Origin of the sequence: Mesorhizobium sp. M0340, assembly GCF_040321535.1 — a bacterium.
Classification (GTDB): Bacteria; Pseudomonadota; Alphaproteobacteria; order Rhizobiales; family Rhizobiaceae; genus Mesorhizobium.
This window is the reverse complement of sequence record NZ_JAMYRR010000029.1, coordinates 1-15,537: the sequence shown is the minus strand read 5'-3', so window position 1 is coordinate 15,537 and position 15,537 is coordinate 1. Positions and strand designations below refer to the sequence as shown.

13 protein-coding genes and 1 pseudogene are annotated in these 15,537 nt (G+C 58.0%); 8 read left to right on the top strand and 6 right to left on the bottom strand.

All coding sequences use genetic code 11. The features are described 5' to 3' along the window. Positions 1-576 precede the first annotated feature (576 nt). From hxsB to NKI79_RS28395, 5 genes are read left to right on the top strand one after another with little or no spacing between them, the layout of a single operon-like run. A complete protein-coding gene (gene hxsB / locus NKI79_RS28415) occupies positions 577-1,986 on the top strand; it encodes a His-Xaa-Ser system radical SAM maturase HxsB (protein ID WP_352806276.1) in 1,410 nt (469 codons plus the stop codon). Continuing rightward, on the top strand, positions 1,983-3,083 hold the full coding sequence (gene hxsC, locus NKI79_RS28410; RefSeq protein WP_352806273.1) for a His-Xaa-Ser system radical SAM maturase HxsC: 1,101 nt from the start codon (positions 1,983-1,985) through the stop codon (positions 3,081-3,083). Before hxsB ends, hxsC begins: the two co-directional genes overlap by 4 nt. Further along, positions 3,080-3,625: a His-Xaa-Ser repeat protein HxsA gene (hxsA, locus tag NKI79_RS28405; protein WP_352806270.1), complete on the top strand. Its 546-nt coding sequence runs from the start codon at positions 3,080-3,082 to the stop codon at positions 3,623-3,625. Before hxsC ends, hxsA begins: the two co-directional genes overlap by 4 nt. Before the next feature lie 35 nt (positions 3,626-3,660). Continuing rightward, complete coding sequence (locus tag NKI79_RS28400) at positions 3,661-4,284, top strand: hypothetical protein (protein WP_352806267.1); 624 nt, start codon at positions 3,661-3,663, stop codon at positions 4,282-4,284. A 4-nt stretch (positions 4,285-4,288) separates the two neighbouring features. Continuing rightward, a complete protein-coding gene (locus tag NKI79_RS28395; protein ID WP_352806391.1) occupies positions 4,289-5,302 on the top strand; it encodes a phosphoadenosine phosphosulfate reductase domain-containing protein in 1,014 nt (337 codons plus the stop codon). 102 nt (positions 5,303-5,404) lie between these two features. On the opposite strand, the gene NKI79_RS28390 is transcribed toward NKI79_RS28395, so the two are convergent. The 6 genes from NKI79_RS28390 to NKI79_RS28365 form a co-directional block, all read right to left on the bottom strand. Further along, on the bottom strand, positions 5,405-7,624 hold the full coding sequence (locus NKI79_RS28390) for a S8 family peptidase (protein ID WP_352806264.1): 2,220 nt from the start codon (positions 7,622-7,624) through the stop codon (positions 5,405-5,407). Beyond that, a complete protein-coding gene (locus tag NKI79_RS28385) occupies positions 7,621-8,766 on the bottom strand; it encodes an AAA family ATPase (protein WP_352806262.1) in 1,146 nt (381 codons plus the stop codon). Before NKI79_RS28385 ends, NKI79_RS28390 begins: the two co-directional genes overlap by 4 nt. A gap of 176 nt (positions 8,767-8,942) precedes the next feature. Continuing rightward, positions 8,943-9,848 carry a HesA/MoeB/ThiF family protein gene (locus tag NKI79_RS28380; RefSeq protein ID WP_352806259.1) on the bottom strand — a complete coding sequence of 302 codons (906 nt, stop codon included), beginning with the start codon at positions 9,846-9,848 and terminating at the stop codon, positions 8,943-8,945. Continuing rightward, entirely contained in the window at positions 9,845-10,348 is a 504-nt protein-coding gene (locus NKI79_RS28375; protein ID WP_352806256.1) for a hypothetical protein, read from the bottom strand. Before NKI79_RS28375 ends, NKI79_RS28380 begins: the two co-directional genes overlap by 4 nt. Further along, a complete protein-coding gene (locus NKI79_RS28370) occupies positions 10,345-10,677 on the bottom strand; it encodes a hypothetical protein (protein WP_352806253.1) in 333 nt (110 codons plus the stop codon). The genes NKI79_RS28375 and NKI79_RS28370 overlap by 4 nt, the downstream gene beginning before the upstream one ends. Further along, complete coding sequence (locus tag NKI79_RS28365) at positions 10,674-11,378, bottom strand: multiubiquitin domain-containing protein (RefSeq protein ID WP_352806250.1); 705 nt, start codon at positions 11,376-11,378, stop codon at positions 10,674-10,676. The genes NKI79_RS28370 and NKI79_RS28365 overlap by 4 nt, the downstream gene beginning before the upstream one ends. A 160-nt stretch (positions 11,379-11,538) precedes the next feature. Between NKI79_RS28365 and NKI79_RS28360 the strand changes: the two genes are divergently transcribed. The 3 genes and pseudogenes from NKI79_RS28360 (at position 11,539) to NKI79_RS28350 (ending at position 15,377) form a co-directional block, all read left to right on the top strand. Further along, positions 11,539-11,943 (top strand): helix-turn-helix domain-containing protein, encoded by a 405-nt coding sequence (locus NKI79_RS28360; RefSeq protein WP_352806247.1) that lies wholly within the window; start codon positions 11,539-11,541, stop codon positions 11,941-11,943. After that, positions 11,924-12,835, top strand: coding sequence for an ImmA/IrrE family metallo-endopeptidase (locus NKI79_RS28355; RefSeq protein WP_352806245.1), 912 nt, complete (start codon positions 11,924-11,926; stop codon positions 12,833-12,835). The genes NKI79_RS28360 and NKI79_RS28355 overlap by 20 nt, the downstream gene beginning before the upstream one ends. 450 nt (positions 12,836-13,285) lie before the next feature. After that, a pseudogene (locus NKI79_RS28350) lies at positions 13,286-15,377 on the top strand (ParB/RepB/Spo0J family partition protein). The last annotated feature ends 160 nt before the right edge of the window (positions 15,378-15,537 follow it).

The following is a 15,537-nucleotide window of genomic DNA, read 5'->3' as shown; positions in this document are numbered from 1 at the left end:
CAAGAGGCGAACGTCTCATCTTGTCAGGATTGCGGAAACCGTAGGCAAGCGCAAGCCTCGCGGCCTCGATGCTTGTTCGCCCGTCAAACGGTTGCCAAAACGACTCCGTTAGCCTTCGGCCACCGATTATCAAGACGCCGAGCGCTCAGCAGCCAACCTCGGCCAGCCAAGTTCGAATGACATTGGGTCTTCGCAGCATATGGACTAATTTCGTCAAATGCGATCGACGGGCAAATCCGACCCAGTCGAATTGCATTGATGTCAACCGAAAATTCAAAGTATAGTCCCGACGGTCGGGAGGACCTCGGTCGGGGTGGGAGAGCGCAATCTAGAGCGGGTTACAATCGCAGTTCCACGGAACTTTCGAAGTTTTGTGGAAGGCGCATTGCTTCGCATTCAGATCCAGTATCCGTCGCTTCGCTTTTCAGTGTCAGCCGAGGGCTTAGAGGTAGCTTCTCTTCCGCCGGACCAGTTGGACGATGTGCGCAAGAGCATCCTGCATTCGGTTTATCGAGAAAAGATTTATGTCGAGACCCTTCCACTTCGACAAGCGCTGATCACTGCGGTCACTGCGAAATGAACGTTTGGCCGCTTAAGTTTCGAGAGCGTTCAACCGGCGAATTTCTGTTCACCGATGATGCCGGTGGATTCTTCGCGGGAAGTCGTGACTTTCTAGAGAGGTACGCAGGTGACGCTCTGTCAGTTGTCGATCGCCATTTTTTCCGCGAAAACGGTCACACGTTCGAACGCGAAGGCGATCCCGACTGGATGTCATTTGCCTATCGATGGGCACGGAGGCAGTCGAAGCAGCAAGATCTCTCCTATCTTATCTTGGTCCCCACACTTCGCTGCAATTTGACCTGCCGCTATTGCCAGGTTTCGCGCGCCCCGGAGTCCGCACGAGGCTTTGACTGGAATGATGAAACACTAAAGGCGGTGCTCGGCTTCATCTACGGGATGAAGGGTCCGGAGATAAAAATCGAGTTTCAGGGTGGAGAACCTTTGCTTCGGATCGATCTGCTTGAGCAGGTTCGCGCCTTCACCCGCTCAAAGTTTCCGAACAGCCAGTTTGTTGTTTGCACAAATTTGCAGCGCTTGGGCGACCGCGAGTGGACTTTTCTTGACCAGCCGGACACGTTCGTCAGCACGTCGTTGGACGGAAACCACGAGACCCACACGCGTCAGCGCACGCATGATCCTCTGGTTACTGACACATTCTTTGGCAACCTGGCAGAGGCCGTGCGACGCCTTGGCCCCGGCAAGGTTTCAGCGTTGCCGACGATAGACGTTGACCGACCGCCAGATTTCAGTGACCTCGTCGACAATTTCGAACTTCACGGAATACGATCGATCTATCTCCGCCCGATAAATCACCAAGGTTTCGCACGACGTCGAAAGAGCGATCCAAATTCAATAGCCAAATGGAATGCACTCCACTCCGATTTCATCGACTACATTATCGACCGCAATCACCGTACCGGCCGATTTGTCGAGGAGTATTATTTCAGCCAGTGTTTGCGCCGGTTTCTTAGATCGGGAGCCGATGACCACGTCGACCTGCGCAATCCAAATTTTTTCGCCTCGGACTACGTCGTCGTCGATCACGACGGGCAGTTGTACCCGACAGACGAAGCTCGGATGCTTTCGCGCATAGGACGCGTTGATCTGTCGATTGGCACGGTTGCCGAGGGTGTGGATCAGACGAAAGTGCGGCTCCTGAACCACGCGTCGATCAACAATTTCGACGCCGACTGCATACACTGCGTCTATCAACCTTTCTGCGGAACAGACGTCGTCGATGACCTGTCGCGGGACGGACGAGTTGATGTGGCTCGCAGCGAGACCTGGTTCTGCAAGAGACACATTTCTCTTTTCGACAAGGTCGTCGAGATAATCACTCGCCGCGATGATGCGGCGATGCAATCGCTGGCGAGGTGGGCCCGCGTGCCATCGTGGGGGGATCACATGATCCCAGTGCATGTATGATCCCGCTTCGTCTCAAAATCGAAACCGATGTCGTAGATCCCTACGTTGTTCGCCTCAGATCGTTCGAAGGATTGTCGGAGGACCGCAGCGACGTCGGTTCGCTGGACGCAGCGTTGGAGAGCGCCAGCGCGGAGAACGCGGACTTCACCGGAGCGATGGGCAAGCTTCGTGTATTTGGCGTCGATCCGAGCGAGGTGAACGGTGACGTGATTTTTGTCGTGCCTTGGCGAGGAACGGCGCACCGCCTGATCCGAGCGAATTCCCGACACAACACCCTTTTGATCACGGAACGGTGCGATCAGCTCTGCGTGATGTGCTCGCAGCCTCCGAAAGAGCGGCACGTAGACATGTTTCCATTCTTCGAAACGGCCGTGCTCCTATCACCAGAAAACTCGACCATCGGCATATCGGGAGGGGAGCCCACTCTCTTCAAATCGGAGCTGTTCGAGTTCCTGGAAAGAACAATGTTGGCCCGCCGCGATATCGATTTTCACGTGCTGACCAACGCTCAGCATTTTGACCACAATGACCTCGCTAAGCTTTGTCGTCTGGATCTGACCCGTATCCTTTGGGGCATCCCTGTTTACGCGAGCGATCGCGACATCCATGATCGCATCGTGGCGAAACCAGGTGCGTTCGACCAAGTTAGAAAAAGCCTGTCGCTCCTTTGCGAGGCTGGCGCAAAAATTGAGCTGCGCACAGTGCTTATGAAACCCAATGCTCCCAAGTTGTTTGACCTAGCGAAATTTGTGACGACCGCACTGCCGTTCGTCAACAAATGGGCAATCATGCAGCTCGAAAACATCGGCTACGGTCGACAGAAGTGGAACTCCTTATTTTATGACAGTTCCGTGGGCTTCGACGTAGTCGGCAAGACACTGGATTTTGCCATTAGCCGCGGGATCGAGACTAAGCTCTACAATTTTCCGCTATGCACAGTTCCGCCCGAGTATCGGATGTTTGCACCTTCGACGATCTCGGACTGGAAAAGAGCCTACGTTTCAGATTGCGCCGACTGCGGTCTCCGGAACGAGTGCGGCGGCTTTTTCGAATGGCATCCGAAGGCACACGGATACGGAAGGTTTGGCGTCGCATGAAAAAGCGGCTCTTCGCGATCCCATCGTTGCTCGCTGCCGGGTTCATGCCGATCGAGAGCGTCGCAATGCCTCTTGCGCTTCCCAGCGATGGCGGCAAGACAAAATCGCTATTCGATATTTTCAAGCTCGACCACAAGTTCACGCTGGCAGGCCATCGCTCACATAGCAGCCACAGCAGTCACAGCTCCCACAGTAGCCACCGCTCGTCAGCGGGCGGCACCTACTACCCGCCTCCTCCAGCGCCAGTCTATCAGGCGCCGGCACCGGTATATCAAACACCGACCTACCAGCTGCCCACAACTGCGCCGTCGGCTCCGGCGCCTTTAGTGGTGCTTCCCGGTAACGCCAACAAATTCAAGGAAATCGTTCTCCAGGTCCAATTCGCCATGCTCTCGTTTGGGTACTACAATGGGGAACTGGACGGCAAGATGAGCCCGGAAATGAGGACTGGCCTCCAAAAGATGCAGTCCGACTACAACCTGAAAGTCACAGGCACTATTACACCCGAGACATTGAACGCTTTGCGAATTACCGCAGAGTGACCTGTGCGGCTACGTTTCATTGGATGTAGGAACCCATGACTCTCAACACCATGCAGATCTGGCGCTTGCTCGTACCTGCAGTGCTCATCATCGTCTACGGCGCTGCAGCGTGGAGCATTCTTATGGGGAGATTTCTGCAAATGCCGGATTTTTCGAAAGCGCCTTATCTAGTCGGTGTCGTTGTACCGGCTGCACTCTACTACGTCACCCCACTTAGAACGTGGGTCAACAAGGGTCAGCATGAGCGGATTGCCGAAAACCTGCGAGCCGGCATGGTGAGAATTGCCGGCTACGAGGACAAGCCCGACAAATACACATGGGTCAATCTGCGGTCATTGTTCTTCAAGCTGGTGGATGACGACAAGAGCCTATCGACGAAGGCCTCGATCGCCTATTTCAACGGCCTCTTGTGGACAGGATTCGCCGATTCGATGGTAATCGCCGCCGGATACAGCCTCGTATCTATCGGATTGCTATATTTTGGCACGCCCCATGCGCCGATTGCGCTGATTTCTTTCGTCGCCATTCTGATCGTCTCATATTTTGGAAACAGGGCAACGACCGATCGCCAGATCACGATCGGAAACGAGCAGCTTGAGCACATCAGATTCGACCATCAGGCGGCGATCGAAAGGCGCCTCAATCAGCTTGACAAATGACCGGGTGCTGACAGCAGTCGAAACGTCGGTCGCTGCACTTCAGGCGCGTCCACACGCACATTGGTTGCTTGCCTTCTCCGGTGGCAAGGACTCAACATCCGCCCTGAAAATTATCTTGGCAGCCTATCGAAGATCTGGGCTCACTAGCCTCAACCTCACGGTGGTCTATTGCGATACTGGGGTCGAGAATCCTATCCTCGACGCATATGTGAAGTCGATGTTGGCGGCCATTGGCGCGGAATTCGAGAGCGAAGGAGAAAGATTCGCAACGAAGATCTTACGCGCCCCAGTGCAGGACCGGTTTTTCGTGCGCAGCATTGGACGCGGATATCCTCCGCCCACTAACAGTTTGCGGTGGTGCACGCCCGGTCTGCGAATTCGTCCAGTTTCTCGTTTTATCGAGGAGCAGGATCCAAAAAACACCGTGGTGGTACTGGGACTCCGTCGGGCTGAAAGCCAGCAACGAGATCGGAGTCTTGCGAAAACTCCGGAGGGGCATTGGCAGAAGCAGCGTGAAGGCAATCGCGATTACGACCTGTTCCTGCCAATTCTTGATCTCCAGGTCCCCGAAGTGTGGGATTCCATTTTCTGGCTGTCCGGACCGAGGGCGATCCGACCCAAGGTCCTACAAGATCTATATCGAGACGCGTCCGGAGAGTGTCCTGTAATAAAGGCGCCCACTGCCCCGCCATGCGCTTCTGGCCGGTTCGGATGTTGGACGTGCACTGTCGTTCGACACGACAAGTCTGCGAGCAAGCTGATCGAGGCAGGGTACGACCAGCTGCGGCCGTATTTTGAGTTCAGAAATTGGCTGTCGGAAATCCGCAACGATCCAAGCATGCGTTGGCCGCAGAGGCGTAGCGGATCAGCCGGCATGGGTCCGTTCACACTTGACGCACGCAAGGCCATTCTGCATCGCATAGACCGGCTGAGCAGATTACGAAGTCTGAAATCCTTGACGCATCCGAACGCGGTACGATCGCGAGCCTGTGGCGCCTTGATGGGTACAAGAGACTGAGTTTCAGGTAGCGCGATTTCGTCGGCGTGTAGATCTCCACACACGGGTGAAGCTGTCGTCGTCGGCGTGTCCCGAGAAGTATACGCTGCCCGTACGGCTGGCTTAAGTCGTGACTGGAATTTCGATCACAGGACGCAGGGCTTCGAGTTGCTGCGCATATTTTCTCACGACTTTGTCGTAGAGATCACCCAGATTCTTTGCATGTACGGTGATCACCAACGCGTACGGTAATTCTTCCTTCGGCGCGAAATTACGCCCGCCTTGGCGGGCATTGTAGTGAATGTCGAGAACGGGATTGCGCAGCGTGTCGCCCTTAAACGAAACACGCGTATGCAGGCAATTTTCCCACTTCCAGGCGTCGCGGCGCAACTCGTCCTCGAACAGTCCACTTTGGCTTTTGCCAAAGAAGCTTTTGCTGTTGGCGTGCACCTGTTTGGTTTTTTTGCGCTTCTTATCGTGCGGTCGAAATGTCGGTTCAAGGCCTGCGCGGGTGTAGTTGCTAGGGTGATGAGGGTCGACACCGGTCGGGTAACAAAGTGTTGCGGTGATCGTCACCTTGCCCGGGATGATTTCGGACGGAATTGGAATGGGCGCACGGATATACCGGGTGGGCGCGATAGTACCTTGATAAACGACACGCACCGTATCGTCGTCGCAAAGAACGATATCTTCGACGGACCGTGCGACACGGCCACGCCCAACCTCTTCGCAGGGCTGGTCACTCGGCTCCGTCGTGTGAACTAGAAGAGCCCGTATTGCCAGCATGCTCAAGGTGTCGCCGAAATGCGCGCGCAGCCCGGCGCCCAGACGCAACACCGACGGTGCGGAAAACGATGTGCCTGTCTCTTTGCGGATATCGTTGCTTTTGTTGAGAACAAAAAACGGGCGCGTGTCGCACCCGCCGAACGCGACGAGATCTGGCTTTACTAGACCCGGGCTACGCCCCGGTCCTATGGAGCTATAGGCGCATCGCCGCCAGGGTTCGCCATCGTTGTCGCAAGCGCCAACGGCCAGCGCGTTTACACAATCGGATGGGACCAGGATACGCTTCGAGCTTGTCGGATCGGGGTCATCAGCTCCATTCCCCACCGCGATTGTTGCAAGCGTAGAACCTCGTGAGAGACGCTCGTCTATGACAGCAGTCCACGCATGCACGTCATCATCCTCGACAACAGGTCGCGGTCCAATGCTTAAGTTGATGAAGTCATAGGTTTTCTCGACGAGAATGCGGTCGATCCGATCAAGCACCTCATAAAGTGCATACTCATTCTCGTTCGGCGTGTTGGTGTCGAATACCCTATAGTGATCAACCGAGGCATAGGGACGCCCGAGCGCCTTGGTTGGATTTATGTGACCAAACAAGAATGCCGAGGTAACTCCGACACCGTGTTCTCGGAGTCCAGTGAGCGCGTTGCCGATACCGGGAGGATCAATTGCCTTTGCCCACCTTGTGATTGGATGTCCCGTTGGAATGCCGCCGTCGAAGATTGCAACACGGATGTTCGGGTCGATAGGTCCTTTCTCCGGCAACTGGACGACTTCGGCAGTATCGCCGACAGACCTGAGACTCGGACGAAGGATGCGGAGACCTGGCATTTGCCGCAATGCGCGGACCGGCGTGAAGGTCGCAATGCGATCAGCAAGTTCAACGGGCGCTTCGAGCGCGACGAAGCAAAGACCACCTGCGGCAAAGCGACGGTCAAGTGGCTGGTCTATTCCGATTGTCTTCAGATAGTGCCTGAATTGCGTTGTAACGCCCTTTGTTCCGGTGCCGCCGTCACTGTGAAGGACGACTTCAAAAACGACATCTCCCTTCTTGGGTAACTGGCCCTTGATCTTGTCGCGTATGGTCGGCGCTGCCACTTCCTCGATTGCCGGCAGATCTTTGGCGCCTGTAGATTCCTCCTGCCAGCCCGGCAGCGACGCGCGCCACGCGCGAAAAGCCGAGCGCGGACCCATGACGAACAATTCCGTCGTGATCGTTTCTTCGGGCTCACGCCCCTTGGAGCGCTTCTCAGGCTTAATGCGGCGCGGACGGCTGCCGATAGGCTCAAGGCCAAGAGTTTCGAAAAGCCGTTCAGGAAAATACGACTTGGCGATGTATTCGGGATTGAGGGTGACCGTTGCAACCGCGCGGTCGTTCGGACAAGCCTCGTCGGGTAATTGATCAATGCCCCTCACCGCGCGCGTCAGCATAGGAGCGATACGGTCGCGGGCCTGGGTGAAGGTGTATGGATGGCTTTTGGGGGCGCCACCTCGGACCCCGGCGACATCCTCGACAAGGCGCTCGCCCTTGCCGAGCAAGAAATTGCGCTTCGTCATGTGGTCTCTTTCGCGCTCCGGCCCTTAGGTTTCGTTTTCTTTTTTGCTGCGCGGGTGCGGATCGCATCACGCGAGATTCCGGTCAGTTCGCGTGCCTTGCGTTGGGAAAATAGCCCTTGATTGACGATCGCCGCTGCGAGATGGATACGGCGGGTCTTGGGGATCGATGCACTGGTCATCAGACCCGCAAGCCGCTCTTCAAGGGGCGCATGCCCCAGGGCCGCGGTTCGACGCGCCGCCGACAGCTCGCGCTCAATATCGCTGAACGAGTGTCCCGCGAAGGCAACTGCCAACAGGCGGCTCCACTCCGACGTCGCAGGGAAATAAGGTCGGAGTTGACCTTCGATAAAACGCTCGATGGCATGCTGGTCCGGAAGCGGAAACTCGATGTGCAGCTCGAAACGGCGCCAGATGGCGGGATCAAGAAGATCCGAGTGGTTGGTGGCTGCAAGCAGAATGCCCGATGACGGCCAGTCGTCAATTTGCTGAATGAGCACCGTCACAAGGCGCTTCAGCTCTCCGATCTCGCCCTGATCGTCGCGGCGCTTGGCGATGGCGTCCAGTTCGTCAAGCAGCAGAACACAGTCAATTTTCTTGGCATATTCGAGAACATAACGAAGATTGCTGCCGGTGCGACCCAACAGGCTGCTCATCACCGCCGCCAGATCGAGAATGAGAAGCGGGCGCTTGAGTTCGCGCGCGAGCCACCGCGCCGCCATAGTCTTGCCGACGCCGGGCGGCCCAAGGAAGAGAGCGGCACGTGTGGGATCAAGACCTGCCCGGCTCAACGCCTGCACGTTACTGCGTTCCTCAATGATCTGTGTAAGGGATGCGGCGAGTTCAGCTGAGAATACCGGCTCATGGTCAAGCACGGGCTCTGCTTCGACGCGTATAAGATGCATCCGGGAGTCCAGATCGACCGGGAGTGGCACTTCTGCCTGTTTGCGCAACGGCGAAGCCGATGACGGCGATTCATGCAGAAGCGCGGTTAGCGCATCAGCGAGTTGCGGCACCACAGGATGATAGCGCTTGACGGCTCGGCGCAAAATAAGATGCACGTCTTGATGCCTGCCGGTCAGGGCAACCCTTGCGAGTTGCAGGAAATCGGCTTCGATGCCATTTTTATTGTTATCTCGGGTCATGTTACTCGCAAGGCACGGGAATTGATCGGGCGCGTCACCGTAAGAGCGCGCGGACGAATTCTCAACCCGGAATTTTTTATTCGTCCATATTCCAGAATAAACCATTACAATCATGGGTTTGCATATGGACGAACGCTGCCGGCTATACCTCTGTGATGTGCCCTCTCCTGCTTGCATCAGCGCCCACCCCGCCGCACCCGGTTCCAGACACGCGACCACCAAGGCGCAGGTGGCGGAGGTGGTGCAGCGACAGCAACCGGCCTCGCGACAAACTTCTGCTTGCGAATGTCAAAGAGCGGATCGCCGGTCTCGTCGGCCGGATGATGCGGGCAGACATGGTTTTTCAGCAGTTCCATGCGCGGGTTACGCGAAAGCGTCCCCTTGTTGCCATCATAGTCCAGGAAAACGAAATTGGGCGGGTTCGGATACCACGGCGTCAAAATCTGCGTCACCAGGCCGACGGCGGTAGATGCGAGGACGCCGTTTGACCATACGACCTGGGGACGCGAGCCGGCCGCGCCGTACCGCTTGGCTTCCTGTTCCAGCCGCTCGTCGGTGATGAAACCGCAGCACCGCATGCAGGGTGCGCCCGGCATGGACAAGATCACCTGTCCGCTGACAAGAAAGCCATTCTTGCCAAGGTCATGAACATCCATCCCGATGTCGACATAGGGGATCAGGTGCCGGCGCGCGAAGCGCTCAAGCTGCTCGCGCTCCTTGAACCCGTCGACGGCTCCCAGAATGACGTCGCAAAGCTTGAGATCCTCGACGGCATTATGCCAGTCGTCTTTGATCGAGATAATCCGGGCGATCGGCTGAAGCCCGCGTATCAAGCGCTCGGCAATCGCAACCTTGGGCAAACTGACCGCAACATCGGCGGGCGTGCCGCCGATCAGCCGGTTCGTGTTGGTGTCCTCAATGACGTCCGGATCGGCGTTGACATACCCGCCTATTCCCATATGCGCGGCCTGCTGCACAATGTGCGAGCCACCGCCGCCAAGCCCGACAATGCCGATAGTGGCGGCATTGAGGATTGCGTCGCTCTGGGCGCCAAGAAAACTCTGTCGGTCAAGGCGGCTCATGCGGCGCTCCACTGGCGAAGAGGCATGCCAATTTCAGCGAAACGGGCAATGAAGGGTTGAGCGGCGGCGCGGCCGAGCCACACCTGGCCAAACGCGGCGGTGTCGCTCAGTACAATCGCGCCATGCACGGCATGCGGAGCGACGGACACGAAATTCGGCACGAATTTCGCATTCTCCCGCGTGTCGACGCCGCTAAATCCCGGCACGCCGCGACCGCCATGCGTATGAACATGAAATATCGCTGCGCGTTCATCCATTGCCCATTGACGCGCACGGCGAATGGCGGCTGCGCTCATCATGGCACCGACGCTTGGATCTTCCAGATACTCGTCGTCGTGCAGCGGGCGATATTCGCGGGCAAGAATAAGAAGGTCGTCACGCGCGGCCGCAAGGCCAGCCGCGATAAAGCCGACGCGCTCATGCGCAAAGCGATGAGGCCGGTGTAGATCGGCCCGGATCGCGCCCAGCAGCGCGCTTGTAATCTTGAAGCGAATGTTCATGCCACAGCCCTCAAATGCGCGCTGAGCATCTTGGTCCACGGCATTGTCTCAGGCACATGGTTCCAGGACGGTGCCCACCAGTTGCGCTCGACCACACGGTGTTCGTTCCAGTTGGAAGCCCGGTTTTCGATTTTGCGCTCAAAGAACAGCCGCGTGATGTAACCGGTGTGGAAGAACGGCACGAGCAGAAGGTCCATCACGTAAGGTTGGTCACCGGCCATAAAGCGAAAGGCCGGCAACAGGATCACCGGCTGGCCGCCCTCCTTCAGGAGAACGGCCTCCGGATGCATCGCCGTGACGTTGGCGAAGTTGTTGCCGGCATCGCTCACGACGAACCCCCGCACGGCACCTGCTCGAAGAACTTCATGCCCTCTTTCACCCGAAGCTTGCCTTCGGACTTCAGCGGCGTGAGGTGGCCTTCTTCGTTGATGTATTCGAGAACGTAACCCTCCTGCACCCCGAACAGCTGCTTGAGCTGCGCGGTGGAATAGGTGCCGCGAGGAATTTCGCGCGGGTCGTTTTCGAAGAAGACGGTGATGAGCCGCTTTTCGGTGTAGAGATGCTCGGTGCCGACCTTGCCGAGATCGAGCACATCGTTCGGGCCAAGATCGATGTCTTTGCCGTCGCGTTCCAGCACCAGCACCTCGTCGCCATGGACATGGGCAATGAGGCGCAGTTCCGGCTCGGGAATGGCGCTGACGCCCCATTCATAGCCGTGACCGTTAAGGGTAAAGCGGAAGATGCGGTCGCTCTTGAACGCACGAAACTCCTCCGTTCCCTCGACGCGAAGATTGACCGTCTCATCGAGGCCCACCGACTGGCTGCTGTGGCGCAGAAGCTGGATGAGCACATAATCACCCGTCGGCTTCAGGCCCGCCTTGTCAAGGACGTGATCGCCCTTCGGCGTCGGCTCCTTGAACGTCACCGTTGCACCATTCGCGCGGGTGAAGAAGTGCCCATCTGGGCCAGGGCCACGCGAGGCTTGGGGCTGGGTCTGATGGCTTTCGCCACCGGTTACGACATTTTCCATTGAGATCACCATTTTTTCAGCTCCGGCCCGATGCCGGTGCCTGATTGATAAGATATGGTGGCATGCAAAGAATATCAAGCATTTTCTGAGCATGCTTGACATTCTTTGCGCTGGCGACTAAAATATTCAGATGAATCAATGCCTTTGAAGGAGAACTGCCATGGCTAAGAAAAGCGTGGGAGCGAATGTCGGGCTCACGCTGGGACAATATCTCGCTTCAATTCGCGAGGACCGTGACCTCTCGCAGCGCGATGTTGAGAAAGCGACCGACAAAGTTGTGTCCAATGCCTACCTAAGCCAGATCGAGAACGATCTGATCAAAAAGCCGAGCCCGAATGTGCTGCACGCCCTCGCCGAGGTTTACGCGGTGAGCTACGAAAACCTGATGGAACGCGCCGGCTTCGTCTTCCCGACGCGGGTGCGTGCCGGCACAGAGCAACGGCATGGCCGGGTCGCAACTTTTGCCGACCACAATTTGACTGCCGAGGAAGAAGCGGAACTCGTTAAATTCCTCGGCTATCTAAGAAGCAGCAAGAAGAAACCCGGTGGCCAAAGCGGACGATAGCAGCCTCGATCCCGAGCAATTGCGCGCCGTGCAGGCGACTGCACGGCGCGCCCTCGACCGTGCTTCCGGCTGGGGTGTCTTACCCACTCCCATCCCGGCCATTCTTGAGGCGGCCAAGATTAAGGTTGCCCCCGCGAGTGCCTTCGATCCGCGCCGGATCATGGACTATCTTGTCGGCAAAACGGAGCGCGTGGCACGCGCCATCAAATCGGCGATCTCCAAGACGTTCGGCATTCTGGATGCTGACGAATCCCTGATCCACATTGACCATACGGTGCATGAATCAAAGCAGAATTTTCTGAAGCTGCATGAAACCGGCCACCACGAGATTCCCACGCATCGAAAACTTTTCCGATTCTTCCAGGATTGCGAGAAAACCCTCGCCCCGGACATCTCCGATCTGTTCGAGCGTGAGGCCAATAACTTTGCCAGCTTCGTCCTCTTTCAAGGAGACGGCTTCCGCACGATGGCTGCGGATCATTCGTTTGGCATCAAGACGCCGATGAAGCTGGCCAAAGAGTTTGGCGCATCAATTTACGCGTCGTGCCGCGAATATGTCCGATCCAATCACCAGGCTTGCGTGGTCTACGTGCTCGAGCCCATAACCTTTTGCGAACGGTCTGGCGCACGAGCGGACGTGCGCAGAATCGAAACCTCCCCGCTATTTCGGCAGCAATTCGGACAACCCTCCGAGCAGGTGATCACGCTCGATCATTCATTGGGACGTGTGCTGCCGGTGGGCAGACGCATGACCCGGCCAACCACCGTTTCTATGACTGACCGGAATGGCCAGGCGCACGAGTGCATCGCCGAGGCCTTCGATACGACGTTCAACATTTTGATCCTGGTTTATCCGGTGAAGGCTCTGACCAAGAAGACCATCATCTTCTAGGGCCTGACCTACGTCCGATCAGACACCCACGAACATACGTCGATATCTGCATACGTTGGGTCTGGTCGACCCGTGGCGATCTCCGCACCGAGGCGACCCTGCACGCTGACAGCTATCGGCAAGCACTGTGCGTAGGCGAAAGCGCCACCTCAGGTGCGTCAAATCCAATCGCCGTCTATTCCAATCACAATGCAGCTTCCATCGCCTCCTTGAGGGAGAGATGGTCTTGGCCATCTCTCCTCCGCGAATGCCGCCTGCGCAGAGCGGGGCCGCCCCGCTCGCAAGGCCGCACGTGACTATCATCGTCTGAACTGACAGATCCGCCCCGCTCGACGCGCAGCCCAGCTCCGCTCGCCGGCATTCGCCCCCCTCTCTGCCGCGCGCTCACGCGCCCCCGGAAGGCATGCCGAGGGGCATGGCTTCGGCATATAACGGGAAAGGATCAGAACCATGACGATCAACGTGACATATGCGAAGACCACAACTGCCGGCGAGAGCGGCACAGAGGTTTTCATTCCACTGAACAAGCTGAAAAAGTCGCCCCGCAATGCGCGCAAAACCCCGCACAGCGAGGCGATTATCGAAGCCTATGCCGCGAGCATCGCCGCCAAGGGCATCCTGCAAAACCTAGTGGTGGAGCCGGAGCTTGACGGCGAGGGCGCGGAGACCGGCTTCTATTTTGTCAGCATCGGCGAAGGTCGCAGGCTGGCGCAATTGCTGCGCGTGAAGCGCAAGCAGATCAAGAAGTCCGAGCCGATCCGCTGCGTCATCGACACGGTCAATGATGCGCATGAGATCAGCCTGGATGAAAACATCACCCGCGAGAATATGCACCCTGCGGATCAGTTCGAGGCCTTCCGCGAGCTTCACGAGGAACGCGGATGGGGTGCTGAGGAGATTGCCGCCCGCTTCGGCATTACCGCGCATGTCGTGCGGCAGCGCCTGCGTCTCGGCGCGGTCAGCCCCAGGCTGATGCAGGTCTACCGCGACGGCGATCTGACCCTCGACCAGTTGATGGCCTTCGCCATCACCGACGATCACGCCTGGCAGGAGCAGGTTTTCGAAAGCCTCACCTACAATCGCGATCCCTACATCATCCGCCGCGAACTAACGCGGACGCATGTTGCAGCGAACGACCGGCGAGCCGTCCTCATCGGCGCGGAAGCCTACATGGAAGCTGGCGGCGCCATCCTGCGCGACCTGTTCACCGAGGATCGTGGCGGCTTCTACGAAGATGCCGCGTTGCTTGACCGCTTGGTGATCGAGAAGCTGCAAGGCATCGCCGAAACAGTCAGGCAGGCCGAAGGCTGGAAATGGGCAGATGCCCATATCGACTTCCCGCACGCCAACGGCTTGCGCCGCACTTACCCGCAGCCGGTGGATTTGTCGGAGGAAGACAAAGCTGCCTTCGCAACGGCATCGGACGAGTTCAACCGGCTGACGGAAGAATGGGAGAGCGCCGAGGAATTGCCCAACGACGTCGATCGGCGTTTCGGCAGGCTCGAAGCCGAGATCGAGCGCATCGATGCGCTGCGCCACGCCTTCGATCCTGACGTTGTTTCCCGTGGCGGCGTGTTCGTCGTGCTTGCCTATGACGGAACGGCGCGCATCGAACGTGGCTTCATTCGCGCCGAGGATGAGCAGCCGAGACCGGAAGTGGAAACGCGGGTAGACGGCGAAGACTACGCCGTCAACGATGATGGCGAGATCATCGGAGCCGGCAGCGATTCGAATTCAGATGGCGACGAAGAAACGGAGGATGACGGCAAGCCGCTGTCTGATCTTCTCATTCGCGACCTGACCGCCCACCGGACGCTTGGTCTTCGCCTCGCGCTTGGCGAGGAGCCGGACATCGCCCTTGTCGCGGTCACCCATGCGCTGGCCGCGCAGACCTTCTACCAAGGCACGGAAGCCCACTGCCTCGAAATCCGCCCAACCAGCGTGTATCTCGCCGGTCACGCGGACGGCATCGAGGATACGGCGGCAGGCAAGGCACTGGCAGACCGACATGCGGGGGTGGGCTGCGGATATGCCTCGCAATGTGGCTGACCTGTGGGGCTTCATCGCCTCACTCGACCATGCCAGCGTCATGGCGTTGTTTGCCCATTGCGCCTCGCTCACCGTCAATGCCGTAAAGCAGCCTTGGGAGCGCAAGCCTGTCGCCCATGAGACTGCGAACAGGCTGGCGACGGCGGTCAACCTCGACATGACGGCACATTGGACGCCGACCGTTCGGACGTATCTCGGGCGCGTCACCAAGGCACATATCCTCGACGCTGTGCGCGATGCTGCCAGCGAAGAGGCGGCAGAAAGGCTGTCGGACCTGAAAAAGCAGCCAATGGCGGAAGCCGCCGAGCAGTTGCTCGCCGGGACCGGATAGCTGCCTGCAGTCTTGCGGACCGCAGAACCTGCGGTGTTCGCTGAGCGGCAAGACGAGGAACGTGCGGACGCCAGATCGGCGGATGCTGCCGAACTGGAGCCGGAACCAGCTCAACAGATCACGGCCGAGGAAGCCGAGGTATTCAACGTCGCCGCCGAGTGACCCGCGACAGGCCGGAACCGCTACGCGGCTCCGGCCTGCTTTCCGCGAAATTGTCCGGGCGCCGCCATGGGGGGGGCCGGCCCCGCCGCCGAACGAAGGTTTTGAAGCGGGGGGGACCCCCCCCAGGGAGATTATACCCAAAACCCGCCCCCCCCGCCCG

Excerpts from the sequence above, each read along its gene's own strand:
- hxsB (WP_352806276.1), top strand. The coding sequence starts at position 577 with ATGAACGTTTGGCCGCTTAAGTTTCGAGAGCGTTCAACCGGCGAATTT.
- hxsC (WP_352806273.1), top strand. The coding sequence starts at position 1,983 with ATGATCCCGCTTCGTCTCAAAATCGAAACCGATGTCGTAGATCCCTAC.
- hxsA (WP_352806270.1), top strand. The coding sequence starts at position 3,080 with ATGAAAAAGCGGCTCTTCGCGATCCCATCGTTGCTCGCTGCCGGGTTC.
- NKI79_RS28400 (WP_352806267.1), top strand. The coding sequence starts at position 3,661 with ATGACTCTCAACACCATGCAGATCTGGCGCTTGCTCGTACCTGCAGTG.
- NKI79_RS28390 (WP_352806264.1), bottom strand. The coding sequence starts at position 7,624 with ATGACGAAGCGCAATTTCTTGCTCGGCAAGGGCGAGCGCCTTGTCGAG.
- NKI79_RS28385 (WP_352806262.1), bottom strand. The coding sequence starts at position 8,766 with ATGACCCGAGATAACAATAAAAATGGCATCGAAGCCGATTTCCTGCAA.
- NKI79_RS28380 (WP_352806259.1), bottom strand. The coding sequence starts at position 9,848 with ATGAGCCGCCTTGACCGACAGAGTTTTCTTGGCGCCCAGAGCGACGCA.
- NKI79_RS28375 (WP_352806256.1), bottom strand. The coding sequence starts at position 10,348 with ATGAACATTCGCTTCAAGATTACAAGCGCGCTGCTGGGCGCGATCCGG.
- NKI79_RS28365 (WP_352806250.1), bottom strand. The coding sequence starts at position 11,378 with ATGGAAAATGTCGTAACCGGTGGCGAAAGCCATCAGACCCAGCCCCAA.
- NKI79_RS28360 (WP_352806247.1), top strand. The coding sequence starts at position 11,539 with ATGGCTAAGAAAAGCGTGGGAGCGAATGTCGGGCTCACGCTGGGACAA.